The organism is Achromobacter veterisilvae, from assembly GCF_037619525.1.
GTDB lineage: Bacteria > Pseudomonadota > Gammaproteobacteria > Burkholderiales > Burkholderiaceae_B > Achromobacter > Achromobacter veterisilvae.
Genome location: NZ_CP148753.1, coordinates 3691707 through 3712395, shown reverse-complemented (window position 1 = coordinate 3712395; position 20689 = coordinate 3691707). Strand labels below are relative to the sequence as shown.

At 68.4% G+C, this 20689-nt stretch carries 19 protein-coding genes and 2 pseudogenes; 6 read left to right on the top strand and 15 right to left on the bottom strand.

Going from position 1 to position 20689, the window contains the following annotated elements:
• From WHX56_RS17300 to WHX56_RS17265, 8 genes are read right to left on the bottom strand one after another with little or no spacing between them, the layout of a single operon-like run.
• Nucleotides 1-1383: an amidase gene (locus tag WHX56_RS17300; protein WP_338878482.1), complete on the bottom strand. Its 1383-nt coding sequence runs from the start codon at nucleotides 1381-1383 to the stop codon at nucleotides 1-3.
• Nucleotides 1384-1413: 30 nt separating this feature from the next.
• Nucleotides 1414-2151, bottom strand: a complete 738-nt coding sequence (locus tag WHX56_RS17295) for an SDR family NAD(P)-dependent oxidoreductase (protein ID WP_287755799.1) — start codon at nucleotides 2149-2151, stop codon at nucleotides 1414-1416.
• Between the two features lie 46 nt (nucleotides 2152-2197).
• Nucleotides 2198-2944, bottom strand: a complete 747-nt coding sequence (locus WHX56_RS17290; RefSeq protein WP_287755798.1) for an SDR family NAD(P)-dependent oxidoreductase — start codon at nucleotides 2942-2944, stop codon at nucleotides 2198-2200.
• Nucleotides 2941-3759 carry a polysaccharide deacetylase gene (locus WHX56_RS17285; RefSeq protein WP_338878481.1) on the bottom strand — a complete coding sequence of 273 codons (819 nt, stop codon included), beginning with the start codon at nucleotides 3757-3759 and terminating at the stop codon, nucleotides 2941-2943. Before WHX56_RS17285 ends, WHX56_RS17290 begins: the two co-directional genes overlap by 4 nt.
• 14 nt (nucleotides 3760-3773) lie before the next feature.
• Nucleotides 3774-4565, bottom strand: coding sequence for an ABC transporter permease (locus tag WHX56_RS17280; protein WP_129242034.1), 792 nt, complete (start codon nucleotides 4563-4565; stop codon nucleotides 3774-3776).
• Nucleotides 4562-5410, bottom strand: a complete 849-nt coding sequence (locus WHX56_RS17275; RefSeq protein WP_129242035.1) for an ABC transporter permease — start codon at nucleotides 5408-5410, stop codon at nucleotides 4562-4564. Before WHX56_RS17275 ends, WHX56_RS17280 begins: the two co-directional genes overlap by 4 nt.
• The gene (locus WHX56_RS17270) at nucleotides 5407-6498 is read right to left on the bottom strand and encodes an ABC transporter ATP-binding protein (protein ID WP_287755796.1); all 1092 of its coding nucleotides are present in this window, start codon (nucleotides 6496-6498) and stop codon (nucleotides 5407-5409) included. The genes WHX56_RS17275 and WHX56_RS17270 overlap by 4 nt, the downstream gene beginning before the upstream one ends.
• Before the next feature lie 24 nt (nucleotides 6499-6522).
• Nucleotides 6523-7557, bottom strand: coding sequence for an ABC transporter substrate-binding protein (locus WHX56_RS17265; RefSeq protein ID WP_338878480.1), 1035 nt, complete (start codon nucleotides 7555-7557; stop codon nucleotides 6523-6525).
• Between the two features lie 203 nt (nucleotides 7558-7760).
• Between WHX56_RS17265 and WHX56_RS17260 the strand changes: the two genes are divergently transcribed.
• A complete protein-coding gene (locus tag WHX56_RS17260; RefSeq protein ID WP_129242038.1) occupies nucleotides 7761-8348 on the top strand; it encodes a MarR family winged helix-turn-helix transcriptional regulator in 588 nt (195 codons plus the stop codon).
• Between the two features lie 197 nt (nucleotides 8349-8545).
• On the opposite strand, the pseudogene WHX56_RS17255 reads toward WHX56_RS17260, so the two are convergent.
• From WHX56_RS17255 to cadR, 4 genes and pseudogenes are all read right to left on the bottom strand, one after another.
• A pseudogene (locus WHX56_RS17255) lies at nucleotides 8546-8632 on the bottom strand (nitroreductase); the annotation flags it as partial.
• A gap of 343 nt (nucleotides 8633-8975) precedes the next feature.
• Nucleotides 8976-9062 (bottom strand): annotated as a pseudogene (locus WHX56_RS17250) (nitroreductase); the annotation flags it as partial.
• Nucleotides 9063-9228: 166 nt separating this feature from the next.
• Nucleotides 9229-9822, bottom strand: a complete 594-nt coding sequence (locus WHX56_RS17245; protein WP_129242039.1) for a nitroreductase family protein — start codon at nucleotides 9820-9822, stop codon at nucleotides 9229-9231.
• Between the two features lie 101 nt (nucleotides 9823-9923).
• A complete protein-coding gene (gene cadR, locus WHX56_RS17240; RefSeq protein ID WP_129242040.1) occupies nucleotides 9924-10358 on the bottom strand; it encodes a Cd(II)/Pb(II)-responsive transcriptional regulator in 435 nt (144 codons plus the stop codon).
• Between the two features lie 100 nt (nucleotides 10359-10458).
• Here cadR and WHX56_RS17235 point away from each other — a divergent pair, with 100 nt between their 5' ends.
• Nucleotides 10459-12816: a heavy metal translocating P-type ATPase gene (locus WHX56_RS17235; RefSeq protein WP_422393598.1), complete on the top strand. Its 2358-nt coding sequence runs from the start codon at nucleotides 10459-10461 to the stop codon at nucleotides 12814-12816.
• A 20-nt stretch (nucleotides 12817-12836) separates the two neighbouring features.
• Here WHX56_RS17235 and speG read toward each other — a convergent pair whose 3' ends face one another.
• On the bottom strand, nucleotides 12837-13421 hold the full coding sequence (gene speG / locus WHX56_RS17230; RefSeq protein ID WP_129242041.1) for a spermidine N1-acetyltransferase: 585 nt from the start codon (nucleotides 13419-13421) through the stop codon (nucleotides 12837-12839).
• A gap of 179 nt (nucleotides 13422-13600) precedes the next feature.
• Here speG and WHX56_RS17225 point away from each other — a divergent pair, with 179 nt between their 5' ends.
• From WHX56_RS17225 to WHX56_RS17215, 3 genes are all read left to right on the top strand, one after another.
• The gene (locus tag WHX56_RS17225) at nucleotides 13601-13915 is read left to right on the top strand and encodes a hypothetical protein (protein WP_129242042.1); all 315 of its coding nucleotides are present in this window, start codon (nucleotides 13601-13603) and stop codon (nucleotides 13913-13915) included.
• Between the two features lie 77 nt (nucleotides 13916-13992).
• On the top strand, nucleotides 13993-15714 hold the full coding sequence (locus tag WHX56_RS17220) for a methyl-accepting chemotaxis protein (RefSeq protein ID WP_338878479.1): 1722 nt from the start codon (nucleotides 13993-13995) through the stop codon (nucleotides 15712-15714).
• 180 nt (nucleotides 15715-15894) lie between these two features.
• A complete protein-coding gene (locus WHX56_RS17215; protein ID WP_338878478.1) occupies nucleotides 15895-17388 on the top strand; it encodes a M81 family metallopeptidase in 1494 nt (497 codons plus the stop codon).
• A gap of 18 nt (nucleotides 17389-17406) precedes the next feature.
• On the opposite strand, the gene WHX56_RS17210 is transcribed toward WHX56_RS17215, so the two are convergent.
• Nucleotides 17407-18111 (bottom strand): riboflavin synthase subunit alpha, encoded by a 705-nt coding sequence (locus WHX56_RS17210; RefSeq protein ID WP_338878477.1) that lies wholly within the window; start codon nucleotides 18109-18111, stop codon nucleotides 17407-17409.
• Between the two features lie 102 nt (nucleotides 18112-18213).
• Nucleotides 18214-19650: an aldehyde dehydrogenase family protein gene (locus WHX56_RS17205; protein WP_338881794.1), complete on the bottom strand. Its 1437-nt coding sequence runs from the start codon at nucleotides 19648-19650 to the stop codon at nucleotides 18214-18216.
• A 232-nt stretch (nucleotides 19651-19882) separates the two neighbouring features.
• On the opposite strand from WHX56_RS17205, the gene WHX56_RS17200 reads away from it, so the two are divergent.
• The gene (locus tag WHX56_RS17200; protein WP_129242046.1) at nucleotides 19883-20686 is read left to right on the top strand and encodes a FadR/GntR family transcriptional regulator; all 804 of its coding nucleotides are present in this window, start codon (nucleotides 19883-19885) and stop codon (nucleotides 20684-20686) included.
• Nucleotides 20687-20689 lie beyond the last annotated feature (3 nt).

Sequence of the window (20689 nt, the reverse complement as noted above, 5' to 3'; positions counted from 1 at the left end):
TCAGCCGGCCAATAGCCGCTCGACGCGGGCCGCCACGTCGAGCAGCCGCCAGTCCTCGTGCCAGCGGCCGCAAAGCTGCAAGCCGATGGGCAATCCGCCGGCCGAGCGGCCGCAAGGCATGGACAGCGCGGGATGGCCTGTGAGGTTCATGGGATAAGTATAGGGATACCAGGCGCCGCGGATGGTGCCCGCCGACTTGCCGGCGATCTCGACAATGCCATTTGGGTCCTGCCCCACCGGCAGCGGCGGCGCGGACACCGTGGGCGAGACCAGGACGTCGTGGCGCTCGAACACCGCCTGCAAGGCACTGAACGCCTGCGTGCGCGCCGCCACCGCATCCAGCAGCGCCGCCGCGCCGTGCCCGCGGCCCCGCTCCACCGTCGCCACCAGGGATGGGTCCAGGCGTTCGCGGAACGCCTCCAGCCTGGCGCCCACGCGCGAAGCCGTCACGGATTCGAGAATGACCAGGAAATGCCGCTCCAGCGACACGAAATCCAGCGACACCGGCTCCACGCGGGCGCCGTCCTGCTCCATGAGCCGGACCGCGGCGTCCGTGGCCGCCAGCACCTGCGGGTCTACCGGGTTGCCGCAAGCGGGCAGATAGGCGACCCGCAGTCCGGCCAGCGCGGCCCGCGCCGGCGCGCGTTCCGGAAGCGCAAGCTGGCCATAGGGATCGCGGCGGTCCGCGCCTTGGAGCACACCGTACAGCAAGGCGGTGTCGGCGACGTTGCGGGCCATCGGCCCCACGTAGGAATTCGCGCCGAACAGGTCCGCCGGCTGTAGATTGGGGATCGCGCCCAGCGTCGCCTTCATGCCCACGATGCCGCAGCACGAGGCGGGAATGCGAATCGACCCGCCGCCGTCGGTCCCGAGCGCCAGCGGCCCCATGCCCGCCGCGACGGCCACCGCCGCGCCGCCGCTGGAAGCGCCGCAGGTGTAGCGCGGGTCGATGGGATTGAGAGTGCGCCCGAACAGGGGCGCGTCCGTGCTTTGCTTGTGCCCGAATTCCGGCGTGGTGGTCTTGCCGATCAGGATCGCGCCCGCCGCCTTGGCCCGCGCCACGGCCACGGCGTCCTCGCGCGGCACGAAATGCTCGAAAATGGCGGACCCCATCGTCGTGCGCACGCCGGCGGTCAGGGTCAGGTCCTTGACCGAGTACGGCACCCCATGCAGCGGCCCCAGCGCATCGCCCCGGCGCACCGCCCTCTCGGCTTCGCGGGCAGCGGCCAGCGCCGAATCCGCCGTCACCGTGATGAACGCGTTCAGATCGCTCCGCGCCGCGATGCGATCCAGCGCCGCCGACACGGCCTCGACCGGCGATACCCGCCCCTCCCGGATCGCGGAGGCCAGCGTTACCGCGTCCATGCCCGTCAATTCGTCCATTGCCTTCCCGTCTCCGTCATACGTGTGCCGCTAGACCATCCAGCGGCCGCCATCGATCAACAGGGTCTGTCCTGTAATGAAACGCGCCTCTTCGGACGCCAGGAATGCCACGGCGGCCGCCACGTCGTCCGGGTCGCCCACGAAACCCGCCGGCGTCTGCGCCACGATGCGCTCCAGGATCTCGGGCGCCAGCCGCTCGTGCGCGCGAGTGCGGACCGCGCCGGGACTCACGGCGTTGACCGTGATTCCGGCGGGCGCCAATTCACGCGCCAATGAACGCGTGAATCCGATGACTCCCATCTTCGCGGCGGCGTAGTCGGCCAACCCGGCGTCTCCCGCGAAGGCGGCGTCGCTGCTCATGTTGACGATGCGGCCATAGCCGCGCGCCCGCATGCCCGGTGCAACCAGCCGCGACGCGCGCATCGCCGTCAGCAGCGACACTTCCAGCACGAAGCGCCAGGTCGCTTCTTCCGATTCCGCGAAAGGGCCGGACCGTTCCCGCGCGCTCTGCCCCACGTTGTTGAACAGCACGTCCGGCGGACCGAGTTCGGATTCCACGCGAGCGAAGAAATCCGCCATCACCGCGGCCGCCGTGCAGTCGCCCTCGACCGCCAGCGCCGCCAGTCCCGCGCGGCGCGTCTCGGCCACGTCGAGATCGAGCACCGCCACCCGCGCGCCCTCCGCCGCGTAACGGCGGACCGCGGCCGCGCCTATGCCCTGCCCGCCGCCCGTCACGACGACGATCCTGCCCTCGAAACGCGCGTTCATGACACGGCCCTCGCTTCGTTCATGGCGGCGGCCCGCGCCCGCCGCCTCAATGGAAACTCCGGCCGCCGTCCACCGCCAGGGTCGCGCCGGTGATATAGCTGGCGCCGGGCCCGCTGAGGAACAGAATCGCCTCGGCCAGCTCTTCCGGCCTGGCGATGCGCCCCAGGGCGTAGCGCGCGCGGATGGCGGCCAGGCCGGCCTGCGGATCGGGGCCGTCCTCGTAGCTGGAGCGGAACAGCGGCGTGTCCACCGCGCCCGGGCACACGGTGGCCACCCGGATGCCGAAGGCGGCCAGCTCCATCGCCAGCACTTTGCCGAACATATTGACCCCGGCCTTGGCCGCGCAATAGGCGCTGCGCTGCGGCAGCGGGCTGAGACCGGCCGCCGAGGACACGTTGACGATGCTGCCGCCGCCCGCCCGCTTCAAATGCGGCACCGCGGCGCGGCAGACGTGCATGGGCCCGCTCAGGTTCACGGCCAGCACGCGGTTCCAGTCCTCGTCCCGCGTGGACTCCAGGTCGGAGCGCAGGTCTATCCCCGCGCAATTGACCACGCCGTCGATGCCGCCCAGCGCGCGGGCCGCTTCCTGCACGGCCCGTTCGACGGCCGCGCTGTCCGTCACGTCGCAGGCCAGCGCGGCGGCCAGCGGCAGTTCCCGGCCGGCCTCGGCCAGCGCGGCGGCATCCCGGTCCAGGACCGCCACGACCGCCCCCTGGCCCGCCGCCAGCCGCGCGAACGCCAGGCCGATGCCGCTGGCCCCGCCCGCCACCAGATACCGCCGGCCCGCGCTCATGCCGCGCTCCGCAGGCGCGGCCGGATATCGTCGGTCATCGCGTCGCAACGGTCTATCCAGACCCGCTCATGCGCCTTCGCATACTGGATCATCTCGTCCAGCACGTACAGGCGCGAGGGCTGGCCGATGATTTCGGGGTGCATGCCCAGCATCATCATGCGGTCTTCGGCGTACAACAGATCGAACTCGCGCTTCCATGCCTCCAGCACGGCGGAAGGCGACTGCATCGTGCGCCCGGGCAGCACGATCGAATACTGGAAAAAGGGCGCGTCGTCCAGCACCCAGCGGAACGGCAGTTCCACGATGTCGGTGGACTGGCCGCCGATTTCCAGCAGATAGGGCGAATCGTCGTCGAAGAAATTCGACGAATAGTCGAATCCATATTCCCGGATCAGATCCAGCGTGATCTCGCTGAACTCCGCCGCGGGCGAACGCCAGCCCCGCGGCCGGTAGCCGGCGGTGCGGACCAGCGCGTCCATGCCCAGTTCCATTTCCTCGCGCTCTTCCTCTGGCGTCAGGTTGACGATCCAGCGGTGCGTGTGGCTGTGGTGCGCCACCTCGTGGCCGTGATCGACGATGGCGCGGACCATGTCCGGATGCGCGAGCGCCACCACGCCCGGCACGAAGAACGTGGCCCTGACCTCGCGGCGCGCCAGCAGCGCCAGCACGCGCGGCACGCCGACCTTCCAGCCATACGCGCCCTGGGACATCAGGATGGGACGCTTGGCGTAGGCGGCATCGCGCGCCGTCCACATGGTCTCGGCGTCCACGTCGAACGTCAGGAACAATGGAAACCCCTTACTCGTCACGGACATTGCCGCTCCTTGCGTTACACATGCTTGTGAAAACCCGTCCAGCGCTCGGCGAGCACCAGGGCAATGCCCGTCACCAGGATGAGCAGCGCGGAAACCGCCGCCACGGACGGGTCCACGCCTTGCTCCACCGACGTGAAAATCTTGACCGGCAGGGTGTTCTGGCTGGCGGACAGCAGGAACACCGACACCGGCACGTTGTCGAGCGAGGTGATGAAGGCGAACAGGCCGCCGGCCACCAGGCCCGGTTTGAGCAGCGGCAGCGTCACCAGGCGGAACGCTTCCAGGCGCCCGGCGCCGAGCACGCATGCCGCGTCCTCCAAGGCTTCGTCCGCCGACGCCAGGCTGGCGAGGCTGGCGCGCACCACGTAGGGCGCGGTGATGACCACGTGGGCCAGCCACAGGCCGACGCTGCTGCCGCGCAGCCCCGCGGCCGCGTAATACTGCAATAGCGCCACCCCCAGCACCACCGAAGGCAGGATCAGCGGCGCCATGAACAGCGCGTTCAGCCAGGCGGCTCCGGGCACCATGCGGCGCTGGATGGCGCAAGCGCCCGCCAGTCCGAGCATCAGCGACGCCGCGGTCGAGCCGGCCGCCAGCCACAGGCTGGTCCAGGCGGCCTCCAGGTAGTCGGGATCGTTCAGGGCCGCGGCAAACCATTTCAGGGTCAGGCCCTTCGGCGGCAGGGTCAGGTAGGCCGTGTCGCTGAAGGCGGCGAGCACCACCACCAGCACCGGCACCTGCAGGAACAGCACGACCAGGAAGGCGATGCCGGTCAGCACCGGCCCGCTCGCGCGGCGTTCGCTCATTGTTCGCCTCCCCAGCGCTTCAATACCCGGCTGGATACGCCGATCACCGCCAGCGTCAACGCCGTCAGCGTGAATGCCATCGCCGCGCCCGACGGCCAGTCCAGGGTCAGCAGGAAATCGTCGTAGATCATGGTGGCCATGACCTTGTAGGTCGGCCCGCCCAGCATGCGCGGCGTGACCAGCGCGCTGATCGTCAACACGAACACCATGATGGATCCGGCCAGGATGCCGTGCGCCGTCAGGGGCAGCGTCACTGACAGAAAGGTGCGCAGCCTGCCGGCCTGCAACGTGTAGGCCGCGTCCCGCAGGTCCCGCGGCACGGCCTGGATCACGGGGACCAGCATCAGCACCATGAACGGCAGGAAAATGTGGGCCATGCCCACCAGCACGCCGGTCAGGTTGAACATGAGCTTGAGCGGGCGCTCGATCAGTCCCAGGTCCATCAGCGCATTGTTCAGCAGGCCGCGATTGGACAACAGCGCGATCCAGCCGAAAGACCGCACGACCAGATTGAGCAGCATGGGGAAGATGACCAGCAGCGTCAGCGCCAGTTTCAGGCGCGGCCGCGCATGCGCGATGACCCAGGCCAGCGGATAGCCGAGAAGCAGGCAGAGTACCGTGACGCTCAAACCCAGCCCCAGGCTGCGCAGGATCACTTCGCGGTAGAACGGATCCGTGGCCAGCCGGGTGTAGTTGCCCAGCGTGTAGCCCGCGCCGATGCCGGAACCCGGCACATATTCGCGAAAACTCAACGGCAGCATGAACAGCGCGGGCCCGACGAAGGCCAGCAGCAGCACCAGCAGCAAAGGCGACGCGAGCAGCGCGCCCGCCGGCCGCCGGCTCATGCCGCGGCCTCCGCGCCTGCGCGGCGCGTGGCGTATACGTGCCGCGGCCGCACCCCCAGCCATACCTCGTCGCCCGCCGCCAGGCCGGACTGCGGACCGTTGGTGGGCGTATCGGCGATGAGTTCCCCGCCCCCTTTCAGCGCCACCACGTACTGGACCCGCGCGCCCACGAACGAGCGCAGCGCGATCGTGCCCGGCAGGCCCGCGCCGGCGGCGTCCTTCAAGGGCTGTATGGAGAGGTCTTCCTGGCGCAGCACCACGTCCAGCGCGTCGCCCGCGGCCAGGCCGGCGACGCGTTCCACCGGCAGGCGGTGCCCGCCCTGCAGTTCCGCCTGCGGGCCGTCGCCGTCCATCGCCAGGCGGCCCTGGAGCCGATTGGGCCGCCCGATGAAACCGGCCACGAAGCCGGTGGCCGGACGGTGGTAAATGGCCTCGGGCGTGTCGAACTGCTGCACCACGCCCCCGGCCAGCACGCAGACCCGGTCGGACATGCTCATGGCTTCGGTCTGATCGTGCGTGACGAACAACGTCGTAATGCCGACCTCGCGCTGCAGGCGCTTGAGTTCTATCTGCATTTCGTCGCGCAGCACCGCGTCCAGATTGGACAGCGGCTCGTCGAACAGCAGGATGCTCGGGCGCGGCGCGATCGAACGCGCCACCGCCACGCGCTGCTGCTGGCCGCCCGAGAGCTGCCTGGGCATGCGCTCGCCCAGGCCCGACAGACGCACGCTGGCCAGGGCCTGCTCGACCCGCGCCCGCAAGGACGCCCCATCGATGCCTTGGCGGCGCAACCCGAAGGCCACGTTTTCGAAGACCGTCATGTGGGGAAACAGCGCGTACGACTGGAACACCAGCCCTACCTGGCGCCGGTTGGGCGGCAGGCGGGTGATGTCGCGGTCGTCGACCAGGATGCGGCCGCTGGTCGGCGCGATCAGTCCGGCCACCATGCGCAGCACCGTGGTCTTGCCGCAGCCCGAGGGCCCCAGCAGCGACACGAACTCCCCGTCCTTCACGGACAGCGATACGCCGGCGGCGGCCGTGTGCCCCTCATAGCGCTTTTCCAGGCGCTCCAGTGTCAATGCAGGCATGATGATGTCCCGTATGCCGGCGCCTCAGCGCGCGACCTCGCGCTGCCAGCGGCCGACCCAGGCCGGCATGCCCCGCGCCACCGCCGCCGGATCGGGCAGCCACAGCTCGTCGAAGTGCTTGCCTACCGCCACGATCCGCGACGCCTTCTCCGACAGCCGGACCTCGGTGTTGACCGGGCCCGCGTATTTTTTCTCGGCGAAGCAGGTCTGCACCTCTTTGGACAGCAGCGCGTCGATGTACTGCGTGGCCAATTCGGGATTCTTGCTGCCCTTGGGAATTGCTACCGAGGGCAGGATGCCCACCGCGCCCTCTTCGGGGTAGACCACCGCCAATGGCAGGCCGCTGTCTATGGCCGACCCGGCGCGGTCCGAATACCAGACCGCCACCGCGATTTCCTTGCGCTCGAACAGGGACACGATCTGGTCGGCCTGCGTGTACAGCAGCGCCGACGCCTTCGCCAGCGGTGCGATGGCGGCGAAACCCGGGTCCAGGTTGTCGAGCGTGCCTCCGTGCATCCGGTTCAGCGCCAGCAAAAATTGCGAACCGGCCGTGCCGCTGATGTCGCCGATCGCCAGCTTGCCGTCGTATGCAGGGTCGGCAAGGTCTTTCCAGGACTTGGGCGGCGTCTTGACCTGCGTCGTGTCGTAGACGATGACCGTGGAGCCCGTCATGAAGCTTACATAGGAAGGAGAATCGCCGTCGAAGGCCGACGGCGACACCGCTTTCGCATTGGCGAGGCGCGCGCGGTCGATGGGTTCGAGCAGTTTCTCGTTCCTGAGCTGGGTGGCAAGGGAATTGTCGAGGTACACCACATCGAAGTCGGACTTGCCGCCAGTAGCGCGGACCGCAGCCGCGAACTGGGCCGAACTGCCCAGCTTGGTGCGCACCCGGGCGCCGGTTTTTTCTTCAAAGGCCTTGATCTGGCATTCGCGCGAGGCGTCCAGGAACGAACCGCCGAAAAGACCCACCACCAGGTCGGCCGCGAGCGCCGTGCCGCCCCAACTGAACATGCCGACCACGGCGGCGCACGCAAGCGCCTTGGAAATCCTGACGTCCATGAAACCTCCTCGCGGGAAGATGGGCCGGAGCTTCCACTTTGACAAAACCGTCAAGCGAAACCCCTGGAATTTGGTGCTTTTCGGAAATTTATCTTTTTGAAAAGATATAATCAATGAGGGTTTTCACGCTGCTTGCAAAGACCGTCGGGAATGCGTTAAATGCTTCTCCAGACAGGACAGACCCGGCGATCCCGGACGCATCCATGACGCATCGCGACAACCCGACGCAAGCGGCGGCCGACGCCGCCACGCCCTATTCGCACCTGAATCCCGACGACGATCTCATCGGCCGCGGCATCGCGCAGTGGCGGCGCGAACGGCCGGACATCGACAGTTCGGGCAAGGAAGTCGTGGGCCGGCTGATCCGGCTAGAGGAAGTGGTGCTGCGCGCCATCAACGCGTCGCAGGAGCCCTACGGCCTGAAGTACATCGAGTACGCGGTGCTGACCACCTTGCGGGTGGACGGCGCGCCCTACTGCCTGGCGCCTTCGCAATTGCAGGCGCGGCTGCTGTGCAGTTCGGGCGGCCTGTCCAACATTCTCAAGCGGCTGGAAAGCCAGGGCCTGGTGCGCCGCGAGGTCGACAAGGCCGACCGCCGCGGCGTGCTGGTCACGCTGACCACCAAAGGCAAGCATCTGGCCGACAAAGCCATGCCCGCGCACGCGCAGGCTGAACAAGACCTGCTCGCCATGTTCACGCCGCAAGAGCGCGACACCCTGGCGCGGCTGCTCAGCCGGATGCTGGTGGCCAACGCCCCCGAACTGGGGCAGACGCCCAACACTGACGCCTGAGATGTTCTGTGTCTGACACCCGTACGAAATGTTCTGTGTCTGACACCCGTACGAAATGTCCGTCCGGCTGAAGCAGACGGTGCCGGGTGTCTGACACCAACAAAAGAGCACAACGCTTCGGTGTCAGACACCCGGCCGCACCGCCGCTGGCCATGCGCATCTCGTACGGGTGTCAGACACGGGAACCACAGCGCCGCTCAGGCCGGCCCATTCCATTCCGTGACGAATTCCCGGAAATCCGGGCGCCTGGCCTGCGGCACCGCGCAAGCCGGCGTGCCAATGGCCCCAGTGTCTGACACCCGTACGAAATGTCCGTCCGGCTGAAGCAGACGGTGCCGGGTGTCTGACACCAACAAAAGAGCACAACGCTTCGGTGTCAGACACCCGGCCGCACCGCCGCTGGCCATGCGCATCTCGTACGGGTGTCAGACACGGGGACTACAGCGCCGCGCAAGCCGCGCCCCAGTGTCTGACACCCGTACGAAACGTCCGTCCGGCTGAAGCAGCCGGTGCCGGGTGTCTGACACCAACAAAAGAGCACAACGCTTCGGTGTCAGACACCCGGCCGCACCGCCTCTGGCCATGCGCATCTCGTACGGGTGTCAGACACGGGAACCACAGCGCCGCTCAGGCCGGCCCATTCCATTCCGTGACGAATTCCCGGAAATCCGGGCGCCTGGCCTGCGGCACCGCGCAAGCCGGCGTGCCAATGGCCCCAGTGTCTGACACCCGTACGAAACGTCCGTCCGGCTGAAGCAGACGGTGCCGGGTGTCTGACACCAGCAGAAGAGCACAACGCTTCGGTGTCAGACACCCGGCCGCACCGCCTCTGGCCATGCGCATCTCGTACGGGTGTCAGACACGGGAACCACAGCGCCGCTCAGGCCGGCCCATTCCACTCCGTGACGAATTCCCGGAAATCCGGGCGCTTGGCCTGCGGCACCGCGCAAGCCGGCGTGCCAATGGCCAGGAAGCCCAGGAAGCGGTAATCCAGGGCGTCCAGGCCGAGCGCGTTCTGCACGTCTTCCACGTAGGTGCCGACGCCTGTGCTCCAGAACGCGGCGTAGCCCAGCATGTGCACGGCGTTCAGCAGGTTCATGGTGGCCGCGCCGGTGGCCAGCAACTGCTCCTGCTCGGGGATCTTGGTGTTGTCGTGCGCGATCTTCTGCGCCACCGCGACGAACAGCGGCACGCTTGCCATCCATTCGCGCACGGACTTTTCCTTTTCGGGCGTCATGCGCGGGTCGCCGCTGCGCTTGACCGCGTCCAGCGCCAGATCGGCCAGCTTGCCGATGGCCTCGCCCTGGATCACCACGAACCGCCACGGGCGCAAGGCGCCATGGTCCGGCGCCGACATGGCGGCCTGCAGGATCTGTTCGAGTTCCTCGGGCTTGGGCGCCGGGGCGCGGAGGAACTTGAAGGAACGGCGGGAAATCAGCGCATGCAGCGGCGTGGCGGTCTGGGTAAGGGTCATGGATTCCTGCGCAAATAGGAAAGAAACATATTCTCATATTACGCGATGGCCGCGGCCGGGGGCCCGATCCCCCGGCGCGCAGCAAGGGCATCCGGACGGCTTCAGCCCAGATGCGTGTGCCGTTCGTGGCGCTCTTCGACCTGCATCTCGTTCAGGCCGTGCAGGATGCCGCAGTTCTCCGCGTCGGGCTGCGCCGACAGGCAGCGCTGCCGCAGGTCGGTCAGTTGGGCCTTCAATTGCGTGAGTTCGGCGATGCGCTCGTCCACGTGGGAGATGTGTTCGTCGAACAGTTCGTTAATGGGGCCGCAACCCGTCTGGTGGTTGTCCGCCAGGGACAGAATGGCGCGGATTTCGTCCTGCGTCATGTCCAGCGCCCGGCAGTTGCGGATCAGGCGCAACCGCTCCAGATGAGGCTGTCCATAGCTGCGGTAGTTGTTCAGTCCCCGTTCCGGCGCGGGCAGCAGCCCTTCCTTCTCGTAGTACCTGACAGTTTCGACCGTGGTGCCGGTCGCCGTGGCCAATTCGCCGATACGCATCGTTGCCTCCCGGATCGAATCCGATTGATATTGGGGGTTGACCCTATAGTAACTCCAAGGTGTCCAATAGCATCACCAGCATATTTCAAGGCAGAGGACGATGTCTTTACCTCCGGTCAAACAACATGAACACGCGTCCGCCGACCACGGCGCCGCCTGCTGCGGGCGCGACGGCAAGGCGCAGGACCATTCAGGGCACGGCCACTCGGGCCACGGCCATGGGGAACACGCCCAAGCCGCGGCCGCCTGCTGCGGCCACGACCATGCCGCCCAGCCGTTCACGGTGTCCGACGCCGGCGCGGCGGCGCTGAGCGCCGGCCCGGGCCAGTCGCTGGCCCGCCTGCGCATCGGCCAGATGGACTGCCCGACCGAGGAAACGCTGATCCGCAAGAAGCTGGGCGATCTGGACGGCGTGCACGCGCTGGACTTCAACCTGATGCAGCGCGTCCTGACGGTGGTGCACGCCGAAGGCGCGCTGGACCGCATCATGGCCGCCATCCGGTCGCTGGACATGACGCCGGAACCCCTGGCCGAAGGCTCGCCTCGCGGGCCGGCACCCGCGGCCGCGCGCGTGAACTGGTGGCTGATCGGCGGCGCGGGCGTGCTGGCGGCCCTGGCCGAGCTATCGCATTTCGCGGGCTGGCCGCTGGGCGCGACCGCGGCCCTGGCCGTGGCCGCCATCCTGGCCTGCGGCGTCAGCACCTACCGCAAGGGCTGGATCGCCGTGCGCAACGGCAACCTCAACATCAACGCGCTGATGAGCATCGCCGTGACCGGCGCCGTGCTGATCGGCCAGTGGCCGGAAGCGGCCATGGTGATGTTCCTGTTCAACGTGGCCGAACTCATCGAAGCGCGGTCGCTGGACCGCGCGCGCCACGCCATCCGCGGCCTGCTCGACCTGGCGCCGGAAACGGCGACGGTGCGCCAGGCGGACGGCGGCTGGGCCGAAATGCCCGCCGCCGGATTGCGCGTGGGCGACATCGTGCGGGTGCGGCCGGGCGAACGCATCGCGGCCGACGGCATCATCGTCAGCGGCAGTTCGGCCGTGGACCAGTCCCCCATCACCGGCGAAAGCCTGCCCGTCGAAAAGGCGCAGGACGATCCGGTCTACGCCGCCACCGTGAACGCCTCCGGCTCCTTCGAATACCGCGTTACCGCGGCGGCGGGCAACACCACGCTGGCGCGCATCATCCACGCGGTGGAACAGGCTCAGGGCGCCCGCGCGCCGACCCAGCGCTTCATCGACCGCTTCTCGCGCATCTACACCCCGGCCGTGGTCGCCGTGGCCGTGCTGGTCGCCGTGGCGCCGCCGCTGCTGTGGGGCCAGCCCTGGTTCGACGCCATCTATCGCGCGCTGGCGCTGCTCATCATCGCCTGCCCCTGCGCGCTGGTGATTTCCACGCCGGTCAGCATCGTCAGCGGCCTGACGGCGGCCTCGCGGCGCGGCGTCCTGGTCAAGGGCGGCGTCTATCTGGAAGAAGGCCGCAACCTGAAATGGCTGGCGCTGGACAAGACCGGCACGCTCACCCACGGCAAGCCGGTGCAGACCGACATGCAGGACTGGGAAACGTCCGATTCGAGCCGCCAGCCGGCCGCGCTGGTCGCCGCCAGCCTGGCCGCGCGTTCCGACCACCCGGTCTCCCTGGCCGTCGCCGCCGCGGCGCGCGACGCCGGCAAGAACCTGCTGGACGTCGCCGATTTCGCCGCCCTGCCCGGCCGCGGCGTGTCCGGCGCCATCGACGGCGTGAACTTCCAGCTAGGCAACCTTCGCCTGATGCGCGAAGCGGGCGTGTCCAGCCCCGGACTGGAAGCGCGCATGGACGAACTGGAACGCCAGGGCAAGAGCGTCATCGCGCTGACCGACGGCAGCCGCGTGCTGGCGCTGGCCGCCGTGGCCGACACCGTCAAGCCCACCAGCGCCGCCGCCATCGCGGACCTGCACGCCCTGGGCGTGCGCACGCTGATGCTGACGGGCGACAACACGCACACGGCGCAGGCCATCGCGCGCCAGGTCGGCATCGACGAAGCCCGCGGCGACCAGTTGCCCGAAGACAAGCTGGCCGCCATCGAAAGCAAGCTGGCGCGCGACGGCCGCGTCGGCATGGTGGGCGACGGCATCAACGACGCGCCCGCGCTGGCCCGCGCCGATATCGGCTTCGCCATGGGCGCGGCCGGCACCGGCACCGCCATCGAAACGGCCGACGTGGCCCTGATGGACGACGACCTGCGCAAGATCGGCACTTTCCTGCGCCTGTCGCGCGCCACGCACCGCGTGCTGATGCAGAACATCGTGCTGGCGCTGGGCATCAAGGCGGTGTTCCTGGCGCTGGCCATGACGGGCAACGCGACGCTGTGGATGGCGGTGTTCGCCGACGTGGGCGCCAGCCTGCTGGTGGTGGCCAACGGCCTGCGGCTGCTGCGGGCGGCCCCGGCCGCGCACCCCGCCGGCGCGCAGTAAAGCACCAGGGCCGGCGGGCTTCAGCCCGCCTGCTCTTCCTGCGGCCAGTCGCGCAGCACGGGCGCGTCCGGCGCGCCGGGGCCGACGTCGCGCAGATGGTCCTTCTGCAACAGCGCCATGCGGTAGGCGTCGCGATAGGCGCCGTTGGAAAAGAACTCTTCCTTGAGCAGGCCCTCGATCCGGAAGCCGCAGCGCTCGTAGACGTGCACGGCGGCGCTGTTCTCTTTATCCACCACCAGGTAGACCTTGTGCAGGTTCAGCACGCGGAAGGCGTAGCCGACCGCGATGCGGGTCGCCGCCTTGGCGTAGCCCCGGCCCTGGTAGCTGGGCGCGATGATGATCTGGAATTCCGCGCGGCGGTGGATGTAGTCGATCTCGACCAGTTCGACCAGGCCGGCGGGCTGGCCGGTGTCGTGCTCGATGATGAAGCGCCGCTCGTTCTGGTCATGCAGGTGGCGGTCGTACAGGGCGACCAGTTCGTCGTAGGCCTCGTAGGGCTCTTCGAACCAGTAGCGCATGATGACGTCGTTATTGTTGATCTTGTGCACGAAGTGCAGGTCGCCGCGCTCCAGCGGGCGCAGTTTGATATCGGATACGGCCGACATGGATACCTCCGGAAGTGGATCCATTCTATTCCCTGCCCGTCCCTGAATTTCCAGAAAATTCTTATCCCGGGGCCGCGGGAGATGCAGCAACATTTCAACTCTTTTCAACGATTTACTAAATTTGCTGCTGCAAGACGCTGGCTCATGGCCGGCCGTCGGCATACGGAGGGGACGGCGCCATGGAAATCAATGAACGCGATCTTCTACTCACCCTGGCGGACACCGTCCGCAAGCTCGCCAACGCGGTCGCGCTCAGCCACGCGCAACTGGAGGCCCTGCGCACCGTCGTCATCGGCGTGCACGGCGCGCTCTACGGCATGCCGGAGCTTCAGGGCCGGATCGAACAGTCGCTGGGCGGCTCCATCGAAGGCGATTTCGCGCAGGCGCTGGGCACGCCCCAGCACGACGACGCCCTGCGCCAGCGCCAGGAATGGCTTTCCGCGCTGATTCCCGCGGACGTGTGGGAAAAGGTGCGCCCGCGCTCGCATGTGTGACGCGCCGGCGACGCCTCGCCGGCATTCCCTCGCAGGCGCCGGCAGCGCCGCGCCTGCCCTCCCCTAAAGGAAATCCGATGTTCCGTGACCTCAAGGTGCGCACCTGCGTACTCGCTTTGCTGTTCCTGCTGTCTGGCGCCATGCTCGTGTCCAACGGCACATCATGGCTGAGTCTTAATGCCAGCAACCGCAACCTGGCTCAGGTCAATGAGTCCTATTCGCTGCAGGCCAGCGAACTCAACGGCGCCTACCTGTTGTTCCTGCGCGCGCGCCTGCTGCTCGCCAACACCTTCATGGACCAGCAGCTACAGCGGCAGAAAGAGGCCGACGAGGAACTGAAGCTCGCCACCGAACTGCAATCCGAAGCCAGCAAGCGCCTGGACGCGTTCATCCGCGCGCCGCACCTGGACGGCACCGCCGCCCACGTCGCCGAACTGGAGAAGGCCGCCGCGTCCTACCGCCGCGCGATCGATGCCCAGGTGCGCGCGCTTGCCGCGCGGGACACCGAGGCCTTCCGCGCGCAGGCGGCGGAATCGCGCAGCGTGACGCTGACGTTCAACGAAGCCGCCATGAGCTTCCTGGATTTCATCGACAGGGCCACCAACGCCATGGTCGACGACGCCCGCGTCGACCACGAACGCGCCCGCGCCATCGCCATTGCGATGATCGCGGTTTCCCTGGCGCTGACCCTGGCCGCGTGGGTGTTCCTGCGCAGCGTGGTGCTGCGCCCCCTCCACGAGGCCGGCGCCTGCTTCGAAAGAATCGCCGAAGGGGACTTCACCGGCCGGGTCGACGTCCGCAACGCCAACGAAATCGGCTTGATGTTCGCCGCCATCAAGCGCATGCAGGACAGCCTGACGCGCACGGTTTCGGCCGTCCATCGGGGCGTGGAAGAGATCACCGTCGGCGCCCACCAGATCGCCAGCGGCAACCACGACTTGTCCAGCCGCACCGAGGAACAGGCCGCCTCCCTGGAGGAAACCGCCGCCTCCATGGAACAGATCGCCGCCACCGTCAAGCAGAACGCCGACAACGCGCGCCAGGCGAACCAGCTTGCGGCCGACGCCTCCGAAGTGGCCGAACGCGGCAGCGCCGCGGTGGCGGAAGTCGTCCACACCATGCAGAACATCACCGCCAGTTCCAGCAAGATCGTGGAAATCGTGTCGGTCATCGACGGCATCGCCTTCCAGACCAACATCCTGGCGCTCAACGCCGCCGTCGAGGCCGCCCGGGCCGGCGACCAGGGCAAGGGCTTCGCCGTGGTCGCCGGCGAGGTGCGCTCGCTGGCGCAGAGCAGCGCCCAGGCCGCCAAGGAAATCAAGCGGCTGATCACCGACTCGGCCGCCGCCGTGGAGGCGGGCTCGGGCCAGGTCGAGCGGGCCGGCTCCACCATGCAGGACATCGTCAGGTCCGTTACCCGCGTGGCCGACATCATGGGCGAGATCACCGCCGCGTCCGAGGAACAGGCCTCCGGCATCGACCAGGTCAACCGGGCGGTCGCCCAGATGGACGAAGTGACCCAGCAGAACGCCGCGCTGGTCGAACAGGCCGCGGCCGCGTCCGGATCGCTGGAGGAACAGGCGCAGGGCCTGCGCAAGGCGGTCAGCGTGTTCAAGGTCAATGCCCCGGACGTCATCGACGTCCCCGCCCATCACGTGGACAAGCGCCCCGCGCCGCCCGCGGATGCCATCGCCGCCGGCACCGGCGGACGCCGCGGCAAGGCCCCGCGGGAAAGCGCGCTGGCGCTGGGCGGCGTGGCCGCGCGCAACGCCGGGGACCAGAACTGGGGCACGTTCTAGGCGCCCGTCCCTGTTGTGGCTGGCCGCCGCAATTCGCGCTTTCCCTGACCGCGATTGCGCCGGCTGCCGGGTTCCTGTGGGCCGGATACACGGTATTCTGGGCGGAGTCCCTTCCCAGTACCTGAAGGGAGCGGCGGCCACCGGCCCGCGCCGGACCTCCAAACCCACAGGAAACCCATCATGCATATTCTGGTTGCTGGCTTCCAGCACGAAACCAACACTTTCGCGCCGTCCCTGGCGGCGTACGAGAACTTCGTCCGCGGCGAGGGCTTCCCGGCCATGGTGCGCGGCGAGGGCATGCTGGCGCTGCGCGAAGTCAACATTCCCGCCGGCGGCTTCATCAACGCGGCGCTGGCCCAGGGCCACACCGTCCAGACCGTGATCTGGGCGGGCGCCAGCCCCTCGGCCCACGTCACCCGCGACGCCTACGAGCGGATCGCCGGCGAAATCCTGGACGCCGCGCGCGCCGGGACCTATGACGCCGTCTACCTGGACCTGCACGGCGCGATGGTCGCCCAGCACCTGGACGACGGCGAAGGCGAACTGCTGGCGCGCATGCGCCAGATCGTCGGGCCGGACGTGCCGGTGATCGCCAGCCTGGACCTGCACGCCAACGTCACCGCGCAGATGCTGCGGGCGGCCGACGGCCTGGCCGCGTTCCGCACCTATCCGCACGTGGACATGGCGGACACCGGCGAACACGCCGCACGGCTGCTTCAGGCCCGCAACGCCGCGGGCGGCGGCTGGAGCCGCAGCGAGCGCCGCCTGCCCTTCCTGATTCCGATCAACGGCATGTGCACGATGCTGGAGCCGTCGCGCGGCGTGTACGAACTGCTGGTGCAACTGGAACGCACGCCCGGCGTGGCGTCGATCTCGTTCGCTCCGGGCTTTCCCGCCGCGGACTTCCCCGAATGCGGGCCGGTGGTATGGGCCTACGGCACCGACGCCGCGGCGGTCGAGCGCGTGACCGAAACCCTCTACCAGCGCGTGCTGGAACTGGAACCGCAGTGGTCGCCCGATTTCCTGGAGCCCGCCGAGGCCGTGCGCCGCGCCCAGGCGCTGGCGGCGGGCGCGGCGCGCCCCGTGGTGATCGCGGACACGCAGGACAACCCGGGCGCCGGCGGCGACGCCAACACCACGGGCATGCTGCGCGCGCTGGTCGAGGCCGATGCGCAGAATGCCGCGCTCGGGCTGTTCTACGACCCGGAGGCGGTGCGCCTGGCCAGCGAGGCCGGCATCGGCAGCAAGGTCCGGCTGAAGCTGGGAGGCCAATCCGGCGTCGCGGGCGACGCCGCGTTCGAAGGCGAGTTCACGGTCGAAACGCTGTCGCCCGGCAAGCTGCGCTTCGACGGGCCGATGATGAACGGCATGGACGTGGATCTGGGCGCGGTGGCCGGCCTGCGGATCGGCGGGGTGCGGGTCGTGGTCAGCGCCACCAAGTCGCAGATGCTGGACCGCAACCTGTTCCGCGTCGGCGGCGTGCAGCCCGAGGAAATGGGCATCCTGGTCGTGAAGAGTTCCGTGCACTTCCGCGCGGACTTCCAGCCCATCGCGCACGAGGTGCTGGTGGCCAAGGCGCCCGGCCCCATGCAGGCCGACCCCGCGGATCTGCCCTGGACCCGGCTGCAGCCGGGCATGCGGACCAGGCCGCTGGGCCGGGCGTTCTCGTATTGAGCCGCCCGGCGGCGGCCGCTATTTCAACTTGCCTTGCGGACTGACGAAATCCTCCAGCGTCAGCCCCTTTTCCTTCAGGATGGCTTCCAGCAGCGGCTGCAGCCTGCCCAGGCTTTCCTGGACGGTTTCGCGCACGGTGTCGACCACCACCTGCGTGCTGCGCTCGATCTCGATGTTGACGGAATCGCCCGCCTGCTTGTCTTCGAAGACCGTCATGCGGCGGGTCTCGGGGATCAGCCACACTTCGAACCAGCCTTCCGCGCGGTTGACTTCCGACACGGTGAGGCTGGCGCCGTTGATGGCGATGTAGCCCTTGGCGAACACGTACTTGCGGAAATCCGGGGGGATGCTGAAGCGCATCAGGCGGTTGGTGTCCGAGGACTTCACCATCAGGACCTCGGAGGTGAAGTCCACGTGGCCGGACAGCGGATGGCCGCCGATTTCGGCGCCGTCCTTGGCCGCGCGTTCGACGTTGGCGCGGTCGCCTTCCCGGTAGCCGCCCAGCGTGGTGATGGCCAGGCTTTGCCGCATCACGTCGAACGTGGCCCGGTTCTCGCCCAGCAGTTCGGTGACCGTGAGGCAGACGCCGTCGGTCGACACGCTGGCGCCCACCGCCAGATCCACGCAGAATCCGGGCGGAAAATCGAGCGTAAACGTGCGAAGGCCCTCGCGGTCGGAGATCTTCGCGATCTTCGCGGTGCCTTGGACAATACCTGTGAACATGGGAATCCTGGAAGCGGGCGCGGCGGCCCTTGCAAGCAAAACATCAACGTTAACCGATATTTTGCCAGGGTCCGCCGCGGCGTCTTCCCGAGCCGGAGAGGCTCAGTGCTTGATGGCGATGGTCTTCAGCGTGGTGAAGCCGTACAGGGCCTCGAAGCCCTTCTCGCGGCCGTAGCCCGACTGGCGCGAACCGCCGAACGGCAGTTCCACGCCACCGCCGGCGCCGTAGTTGTTGATGAAGACCTGGCCGGCCCGCAGCTTGCGGGCCAGGCGCAACTGGCGGCCGCCGTCGCGGGTCCAGACGCCCGCCACCAGGCCGTACAGCGTGCCGTTGGCGATTTCCAGCGCCTCTTCCTCGGTGTCGAACACCATGGCGGCCAGCACCGGGCCGAAGACTTCTTCCTGCGCCAGGCGGCTGTCGGACGGAACGTCGCGGAACAGCACCGGCGGCTGGTAGAAGCCGGCCTCGGGCGTGCCTTCCTTGAGCTTGCCGCGGGCGGCGACCTTCATGCCGGCGCCTTCCGCTTCGGCCAGGAAGCCGCGCACGCGGTCCTGCTGGCGGGCGTTGATCAGGGGGCCGACGTCGAGGTCGGCCGCGGCCGGGCCGGTGACCGTGGCCGAGAACGCGTCCGACAGGCGCTTGAGCACGGTTTCATAGACGCCGCGCTGGATCAGCACGCGGCTGCCGGCGGAGCACGTCTGGCCCGCGTTCTGGATGATGGCGGCCAGCAGCACCGGCAGGGCGGCGTCCAGGTCGGCATCGTCGAACACGATCTGGGGCGACTTGCCGCCCAGTTCCAGCGTGACCGGCACATGGTTTTCGGCGGCGGCGTGCGCGACCATCTTGCCCGTCTGCGGCGAACCGGTGAACGAGATGTGGTCGATGCCCGGATGCGCGGACAGCGCCGCGCCGGCCTCATGTCCGTAGCCGGTGCAGATGTTCAGGGCGCCGGCGGGCAGGCCCGTTTCGGCGGCGATCTCCGCCAGCTTCAGAAGCGACAGGCAGGCGTCTTCGGCGGGCTTGACCACGCAGGCGTTGCCGGCGGCCAGCGCCGCGCCCACGCTGCGGCCGAAGATCTGCAAGGGGTAGTTCCAGGGCACGATATGGCCGGTGACGCCGTGCGGTTCGCGCACCGTCAGCACCGTGAAGCCCGGGTTGTAGGGAATGGTCTCGCCATGCAGCTTGTCGACCGCGCCGGCATAGAACTCGAAATAGCGCGCCACGGCGGCGGCGTCGGCGCGCGCCTGCTTGATGGGCTTGCCGGTGTCGGCCGATTCCAGTTGCGCCAGCTCTTCCTGGCGGTCCAGCAGCGCGAAGGCGATTTTCATGAGCAGGCGGCTGCGCGCGGCGGGCGCCATCTGGCCCCACTCGCCTTCGTAAGCCTCGCGGGCCGCCGTCACGGCGCGGTCCACGTCGGCCTGGCCGGAACGCGCGATCGCCTCGAACGGCTTGCCATCGGACGGGTTCAGGACGGGAATGGTTTCACCGGCGGCGGCGGCCACCCATTGGTTGGCGATAAAGTTCTTCTGAGTCACGATGTGCGGAGTAAAGTAGCGGCCGGACGGCCGGTTGCGGAAAAGTGCGTTGCGCGATCGGACCAAGTTACGGGAGCCGCCGATAACTTGTCAATTGAATTGACAGCTTTTGTCCCAAGGGTCAGGATATTTCCCTATCACCCCGGGTTATCCCTAATAATTCAGCGGCTTAACGCCGCAACGGACTTATCATGGCGACTGACAAGCCCGGCCCTACTGAAACAGGAGCGCGCCGATGAGCAATGTGCGTGACCCGCAACTGGCATCGCTGCTGGAAGCCGCGAACCGCCCCCGCCCCGAACTGGACGTGCTGGCGGAAGTGGCGTCCGGCCTGGGCTACGTGCGCGCGGAACGCTTCGCCGAACGCGTGTACGAAAGCCTGTTCTACGCGATCGCCACCGGCAAGATCGCGCCCGGCAGCAAGCTGCCCACCGAGCTGGAACTGGCGGCGCTCTTCGAGGTGTCGCGCCCGGTGGTGCGGCAGGCGCTGGACCGCCTGCGCGAAGACCAATTGGTGGATTCCATCCGGGGCTCGGGTTCGTATGTGCGCGCCAAGCCCGACCTGATGGGCGGCATGCCCGCGGTGGACCCGGCGCGCCGGGTCGGCCACATCCTGGAAGGCCTGGAGCTGCGCATGGTGATCGAGCCCGAATGCGCCTACCTGGCCGCCCTGCGCCGCACCGACGACGACCTGCGCGAAATGGACCGCATGCTGACGGGCTACGAAGAGGCCGACGCGTCCGGCGCCATCGCCCACCACCACGACTACGGATTCCATCGCGCCGTCGCCGCGGCCACCGGCAACCAGCGCTTCGTGCAGGTGCTGAAATCGCTGGAGTACGACGTCAGCCACGCAGTCAACGTCATGCGCCACCTGGTCCACAGCGAACCCTGGAAACGCACCCGCGCCGCCATCGACGAGCACCGCCACATCTACCGGCTGATCCAGGAACAGGACGCCGAAGGCGCGCGCAACGTCATGCGCGCCCATATCGAAAAAGCCCGCAGCCGCATGTTGAACAGCGGCCCGGAACACTGAGCA